Genomic DNA, 6,687 nt, shown 5'->3' with positions numbered 1-6,687 from the left:
CCCAAGGCCGCAACCAGCCGCTGACGAACCTGCTCCAACTGATCATCGGCATACGCAAGCGCCGGCGAATGCCCCCACACCGGCGCCGGCCAGGCGGCATCGCCTTTATGTCGCACAATCACATGCATGTGTAGTTGGCTGACAACGTTACCCAACGTCGCCACGTTCATTTTATCCGCACCGAACAATGCCTTGAGCAACTCGGCCAACGCAGTGGTTTCTTTCCAGAGTTGCTGCTGATCCGCTTCTTCAAGTTCAAAGAACTCACTGATGTCGGCCCGCCGCGGAACGAGAATGAACCATGGATAGTTAGCATCCTTACTAATTAACAAACGGCAAAGCGGAAAATCCCCCAACGCCACAGTGTCTTGATGCAAACGTGAATCCAGAACGAACACAGGCAAACTCCTCGCTATTTTCGAATGCTCACCCCAGGGCAAGCCATGCTCGCAAGGATACTCCCGATCGCCACACGTGGCATGGGATACGTGGGCACACCCTATCCCCCGCCCCGATTTGGCCCGCCAGCAAACCCACAGCACCAGCAGCAGGCACCGCTGCAGTGGAAGCGCCGGTAACAAAACGCTACTTTTCGCACCAAAATAGCGCCTCGCGAACCCAATCAGCGCAGCGCCTTACCCAAAACTACTCACCCATCCTACAGATCGGTAACGATTTGACTTTGAAGTCGGTTTTTTACTTATTCCGCAACGGCATCGCCTGCCAAACGAAAATGTCTTTGAACCCCCGGTTTTTCTACGCCAAACCCGTTTCGAATGAACAAATGTGAAAATTTCATCAACGCCTGGCACGGTTGAGCACGCTTGTTGCATTCTCACTGCCCATCGTCGGCATGACGCCTGCATAAGCAAGCGAACAGCGACAAAAACAACAGTTGCACGGGTAACCAGGGAGTTTTGGTATCAAGGGCTTAGCGTATGTTCAACCGCCCTGATGCCCTGCTAAACAGCACTGTAGTTGCGCGACCCCGTAAAGCCGGGACGTAATTTGCGACAAGGACTTAACCGTTTGCGACATGACCGTAAGGTTACCGAAAGGTTCATTTCGCAAGTATCGCCAGCAACAGTCTGCGTGATATACATTTCGCCGACTCAAACAAGAAAGAGCCGCCCCATAAAAAAACCAAGGGGCATGGCAGTAATCTTCCTAAAAACCAAAGGAGCAAATCACGATGCGCGTGATGAAGTGGAGCATGATCGCCCTGGCCGTAGCGGCAGGCGCCTCGCAGATGGCAGTAGCATCCGAACAAGGTGATTCCAAAGGCTTCGTTGAAGACAGCAAGTTCGACATCTTCAACCGTGTGCTGTACATGAACCGTGATGCCCGCAATGGCGCTTCCATCGCCAACACCAAAGCTGGCCTGCGAAACTCCTACTACGAAGAAACCGGCATCGGCACTCGCCTGCTGTATTCCTCGGGCTTCACCCAGGGCACCATCGGTTTCGGTATCGATGCCCACACACTGAGCAGCACCAAACTGGACAGCGGCCGTGGCCGTACCCGCGGCGCCGACCAGTTCGCCACCAACAGCGAAGGTCGCCCGGAAGACACCCAGTCTGAAGCCGGCGGTGCCATCAAGCTGCGTCTGTCCAACACCGTGCTCAAGTACGGCAACCAGATGACCAGCAGCCCGGTCTTCGCCACCGACGACAGCCGCATCCTGCCGGAAGTCGCTACCGGTACCCTGATCACCAGCAACGAGATCAAGGGCCTGGAGCTGACCGCAGGTCACTTCACCGCCATGAACAGCCAGGTGCAGACCGGTCGTGACAGCCTGACCCAAAGCGGCGCCACCCTGCGCTCTGCCGATATCGTCGGCGCCAGCTACCAGTTCACCGACAACTTCAGTGCAGCGATCCACGCCTCTGACGTTGAAGACTTCTGGAAGAAGCAATACGTCAACCTGAACCTGGCCGTGCCACTGTCTGAAGACCAGGGCCTGGTGTTCGACTTCAATGCCTACCGCAGCAAGGACGAAGGCAAGAAACTCGCCGGCGATCTGGACAACAAGGTGTGGAGCCTGTCGGCAGCCTACACCCTGGGCGCACATACCTTTACCCTGGCCCACCAGCGCTCCAGCGGTCCTACCGGCTACAACTACGGTGTAGACGGCGGCGGCACGGTATCGGTAGCCAACTCGGTACAGATTTCCGACTTCGTGGGCCCGAACGAACGTTCGTGGCAGGCGCGCTACGACCTGAACATGGCGTCCTACGGCGTGCCGGGCCTGAGCTTCATGACCCGCTACATCACCGGTGACAACATTCAGTTGGCCGACGACAACGAGAACAACGTCGAAGGCAAAGAACACGAATGGAACTTCGAGTCCAAGTACGTGATTCAGGAAGGCCCGGCCAAGGATCTGTCGTTCCGCGTGCGTCACTCGATCAACCGTGCCAACGCGGTTGAGAACGCAGCGAACTACAACGACTTCACCGACACCCGTCTGATCGTGGAATACCCGCTGAGCATCCTGTAAGCCTCCCGGCTCACGCCCCTCAGCTCGAAAAAGCCCGGCACTGCCGGGCTTTTTCTTTTGCGCTGATACACTTGGCGCAGTTTCCGGCGCCACCATCCTGTACGCCACCGAATCGCCCCCGTACAATGCGGGGTCATTTCAGTTAAGCAACCGACAACGGCCTACCATGCGCACCAGTCAATATTTGCTCGCCACACAGAAAGAAACCCCTTCCGACGCCGTCGTGATCAGCCACCAGCTCATGCTGCGGGCCGGCATGATCCGCAAGCTCGCATCCGGCCTTTATACCTGGCTGCCGATGGGCCTGCGTGTGATGCGCAAGGTCGAAGCCGTGGTGCGCGAAGAAATGAACGCTGCCGGTGCCCTGGAAGTGCTGATGCCAGCCATCCAGCCCGCTGAGCTGTGGCAGGAGTCCGGCCGCTGGGAACAGTATGGCCCGGAACTGCTGCGCCTCAAGGACCGCCACGGTCGCGAATTCTGCGTGGGCCCGACCCACGAAGAGGTGATCACCGACCTCGCCCGCAACGAACTGAGCAGCTATAAACAGCTGCCACTGAACATGTACCAGATCCAGACCAAGTTCCGCGACGAGATCCGTCCACGCTTTGGCCTGATGCGCGGTCGCGAGTTCATCATGAAGGATGCCTACTCCTTCCATGCCGACCAGGCATCGCTGCAACAGACCTACGATCGCATGCACCAGGCCTACTGCAACGTGTTCACCCGCCTGGGCCTGGACTTCCGTCCTGTACAAGCCGACACCGGCTCGATCGGTGGCAGTTGGTCCCACGAGTTCCACGTACTGGCCGAGTCCGGCGAAGACGACGTGATCTTCAGCGACAGCTCCGACTACGCCGCCAACATCGAGAAAGCCGAGGCTGTACCACGGGAAACCGTGCGCCCTGCGCCTACCGAGGCACTGCGCCTGGTCGACACCCCGGACGCGAAAACCATCGCGGCCCTGGTCGAAGGCTATGGCGTGCCGATCGAGCGCACCGTCAAGACCCTGATCGTGCATGCTGCCGAAGAGGGCAAGCTGATTGCGCTGATCGTACGTGGCGACCACGAACTCAACGAAATCAAGGCAGCCAACCTGCCGCAGGTGGCAAGCCCGCTGGTCATGGCCAGCGATGCCGAACTGCGTGACGCCATCGGTGCCGGCGCCGGCTCGCTGGGCCCGCTGAACCTGCCGCTGCCCTGCATCATCGACCGCTCGGTGGCATTGATGAGCGACTTCGGCATCGGCGCCAACATCGACGACAAGCACTACTTCGGCGTGAACTGGGAGCGCGACCTGCCAGTGCCGCAAATCGCCGACCTGCGCAACGTCGTGGCCGGTGACCCGAGCCCTGACGGCAAGGGCACGCTGATGATCAAGCGCGGCATCGAAGTCGGGCACATCTTCCAGCTGGGCACCAAGTACAGCGAGGCACTCAAGTGCCAGGTACTGGGAGAGAACGGCAAGCCGGTGACCCTGGCCATGGGCTGCTACGGCATTGGTGTATCGCGCGTGGTCGCCGCTGCCATCGAGCAGAACTACGACGACAAGGGCATTATCTGGAGCGACAGCCTGGCGCCGTTCCAGGTCGCCTTGGTGCCACTGCGCTACGAGACCGCCGAAGTGCGCGAAGCCACCGACAAGCTCTATGCCGAGCTGACCGCCGCAGGCTTTGAAGTACTGCTGGACGACCGCGACAAGAAAACCAGCCCGGGGATCAAGTTCGCCGACATGGAACTGATCGGCATCCCCCACCGGATCGTGGTCAGCGACCGCGGCCTGGCCGATGGCAACCTGGAATACAAGTACCGCAAGGACAGCGAGGCCCAGGCCCTGCCCGTGGCCGAGGTGCTGTCGTTCCTGCAAGCCCGCATCCGTCGCTGATAGCCAACACAAGAGTAGACATGTTCAAGCGAATGACCTTCGGAGGCGCCGCCTTGTGCGGCGTTGTGCTCCTCAGCGGTTGCGCCAACCAGATGTCCCAGCGTAGCGAGCACGAGGAGCGGATCGAGCGCAAGCTGCTCGAGCACAGCCTGCAGATTGATGTCGGTGAGCCGAAGGTGCTCGAGCTGCCGCAGCGGCGTGTTCGCATCCACGAGCAGAAGAACTTCGAAGTCACCGAATTCGAAGTGACCCGCCGTTACGACCGCTATACGCCCTACCAGCCCTGGCGCGAACTGTACGAGATACCGCTGGGCGCAGTGGCTGTGGTGGCGGGTGCCGGCGCCAATGTGGTCAATGTGTTCGCCTTGGGCAACCTGCCCGACAGCGTCACCCGCGACTGGCTCAGCTATGGCTTCGCCGGGCTCAATCCGTTCATGAACGTGCAGTCCAACGGCCGTGCGCAACAGAACCTGGCGGGCATCAACGAAGTACAGAAGGACAAGCGCCAGGAGTACACCAGCCTGCCGTGGAGCGAGCGTCCGGTCGAAGTCAAGGCGGGCAAGCTCACCCACGAACTGACCACCGATCGCAACGGGGTGCTGCGCCTGAACCTGCTCGACAGCCCGTTCACCGAACAGAATCTGACCCATGTCGGCACACTGCACCTGGCCGTGGCCGATGAAGAGAACAGCGTACGCGCCGACGCCAGCCTGCTGCTCAGCACAACGCTGCGCGGCAAACTGGTCGAAGCCCACGACCTGATCTACGACGACCTGGAAGACGACGAAGTCAGCCAATGGGTGCATCGCGTCAAGCGTCTGTCCGAGCTTGGCCTGGAAGAGGAAGCCAGCGAATTGGAGCAGAGCCTGATCGAGCTGACCCGCAACGATCCGGAACTGCAAGAGGAGTTTCTCAAGTCACTGACCAAGGACGCCGGCCGCCTGGTGGCCGATCCGGGCGCGCAGTAGACCCCTCCCGCGAACCGGACGCGACGCCTGCGGCGCGTTCGGCTTCACTGGGGCAAGAACAACTCCAGCTGTTCATGCGCCCCACGCAAATCCTGCAGACGCACACCTATCCCCAGTAGACGAACCGGTTTGGCCCCACGTGCGAAGGCCTGGCTGAGCAGTTGCTGGTAACTTGCCAGATCACGCCCCGCCCCTGCCTGCTCAAGGGTGGTCTGGGTGAAGTCGTGGAACTTGACCTTCACGAACGGCTTGCCTGGCCGGTAGCTGTCATCGATGCGCGCCATGCGGCCACTCAGCGACTCGAGCAGTTCGGGCAGTTTTTCCAGACAACTGGCCAGATCAGGCAGGTCGGCATCGTAGGTGTTCTCGACACTCACCGACTGACGCCGGCTGTCGTTGTGCACCGCTCGCTCATCGATGCCCCGTGCCAGGCCATACAGGCGCTCGCCAAAACTGCCGAATTCGCGCACCAGCGCCAACCGCTCCCACTCGCGCAGGTCCAGGCAATTGATGACACCCAGGCGCCCAAGCCGGTCGGCGGTCACTTTGCCCACGCCGTGCAACTTGCTGACGGGCAAGGCTGCGACAAAATCCTCGACCTCAGGCGGGGTGATCACGAACAGCCCATTGGGTTTGCGCCAATCACTGGCGATCTTGGCCAGGAACTTGTTTGGTGCCACCCCGGCCGACACCGTGATGTGCAGGCGCTGTGCAACGCGCCGCCGGATATCGTCGGCAATGCGCGTGGCACTACCGGCAAAGCGCGGGCTGTCCGACACGTCCAGGTAGGCTTCATCCAACGACAGTGGCTCGATCAGCTCGGTGTATTCGCGAAAGATGTTGTGAATCTCGCGTGACGCTTCTTTATAAGCGTCTATGCGTGGCTTGACGATGACCAGGTCCGGGCACAACTTCAGGGCATGATGCGACGACATCGCCGAGCGCACGCCAAAGGCGCGGGCCTCGTAGTTGCAGGTCGCAATCACACCCCGACGCTCGGCCGAGCCACCCACCGCCAGCGGCTTGCCGGCCAGGCGGGGGTCGTCGCGCATCTCGATAGCCGCATAGAAGCAATCGCAGTCGATATGAATGATCTTGCGCTGAGACATGGATGACCGTGGCTACCGTTGATTCGTACGTGCAGTATCTCATTCACTCCCGGCGACTGCATCCACACCGGTATTTGTACCCCATGAATGCCCTGCAAGCCCCGCCCAGCCTGCCCCGTGCCTCATTCACGAGCGCTAAGCAATTGAACAAAAAAGGATTTCTGGTTTTTAGCGATTGACACGTCCAGATATATCTGTAGAATTCACTCCACAGACGCGGGATGGAGC

The 6,687-nt window shown here is 60.1% G+C and carries 5 protein-coding genes; 3 read left to right on the top strand and 2 right to left on the bottom strand.

The annotated features are described in order from the left end of the window. The coding region (locus G3436_RS05600) for an HIT domain-containing protein (RefSeq protein WP_163942245.1) at positions 1 to 398 on the bottom strand (398 nt) is incomplete at its 3' end. A gap of 794 nt (positions 399 to 1,192) precedes the next feature. Between G3436_RS05600 and G3436_RS05595 the strand changes: the two genes are divergently transcribed. The 3 genes from G3436_RS05595 (at position 1,193) to G3436_RS05585 (ending at position 5,350) form a co-directional block, all read left to right on the top strand. Beyond that, complete coding sequence (locus G3436_RS05595) at positions 1,193 to 2,500, top strand: OprD family porin (protein ID WP_163942242.1); 1,308 nt, start codon at positions 1,193 to 1,195, stop codon at positions 2,498 to 2,500. Positions 2,501 to 2,666: 166 nt separating this feature from the next. Next, on the top strand, positions 2,667 to 4,382 hold the full coding sequence (locus G3436_RS05590; RefSeq protein ID WP_163942239.1) for a proline--tRNA ligase: 1,716 nt from the start codon (positions 2,667 to 2,669) through the stop codon (positions 4,380 to 4,382). Between the two features lie 20 nt (positions 4,383 to 4,402). Further along, positions 4,403 to 5,350 (top strand): YceB family lipoprotein, encoded by a 948-nt coding sequence (locus G3436_RS05585; RefSeq protein WP_163942236.1) that lies wholly within the window; start codon positions 4,403 to 4,405, stop codon positions 5,348 to 5,350. Positions 5,351 to 5,394: 44 nt separating this feature from the next. Here G3436_RS05585 and dinB read toward each other — a convergent pair whose 3' ends face one another. Further along, positions 5,395 to 6,459 (bottom strand): DNA polymerase IV, encoded by a 1,065-nt coding sequence (dinB, locus tag G3436_RS05580; protein ID WP_163942233.1) that lies wholly within the window; start codon positions 6,457 to 6,459, stop codon positions 5,395 to 5,397. Between the last annotated feature and the right edge of the window lie 228 nt (positions 6,460 to 6,687).

It is taken from the genome of Pseudomonas brassicae (assembly GCF_010671725.1).
GTDB lineage: Bacteria > Pseudomonadota > Gammaproteobacteria > Pseudomonadales > Pseudomonadaceae > Aquipseudomonas > Aquipseudomonas brassicae.
The sequence above is the reverse complement of the archived record's forward strand: the minus strand, read 5'-3'. Positions and strand labels throughout refer to the sequence as shown.

Bases quoted from the DNA above. Each gene is read 5' to 3' on its own strand.
- G3436_RS05595 (WP_163942242.1), top strand. From the start codon at position 1,193: ATGCGCGTGATGAAGTGGAGCATGATCGCCCTGGCCGTAGCGGCAGGC.
- G3436_RS05590 (WP_163942239.1), top strand. From the start codon at position 2,667: ATGCGCACCAGTCAATATTTGCTCGCCACACAGAAAGAAACCCCTTCC.
- G3436_RS05585 (WP_163942236.1), top strand. From the start codon at position 4,403: ATGTTCAAGCGAATGACCTTCGGAGGCGCCGCCTTGTGCGGCGTTGTG.
- dinB (WP_163942233.1), bottom strand. From the start codon at position 6,459: ATGTCTCAGCGCAAGATCATTCATATCGACTGCGATTGCTTCTATGCG.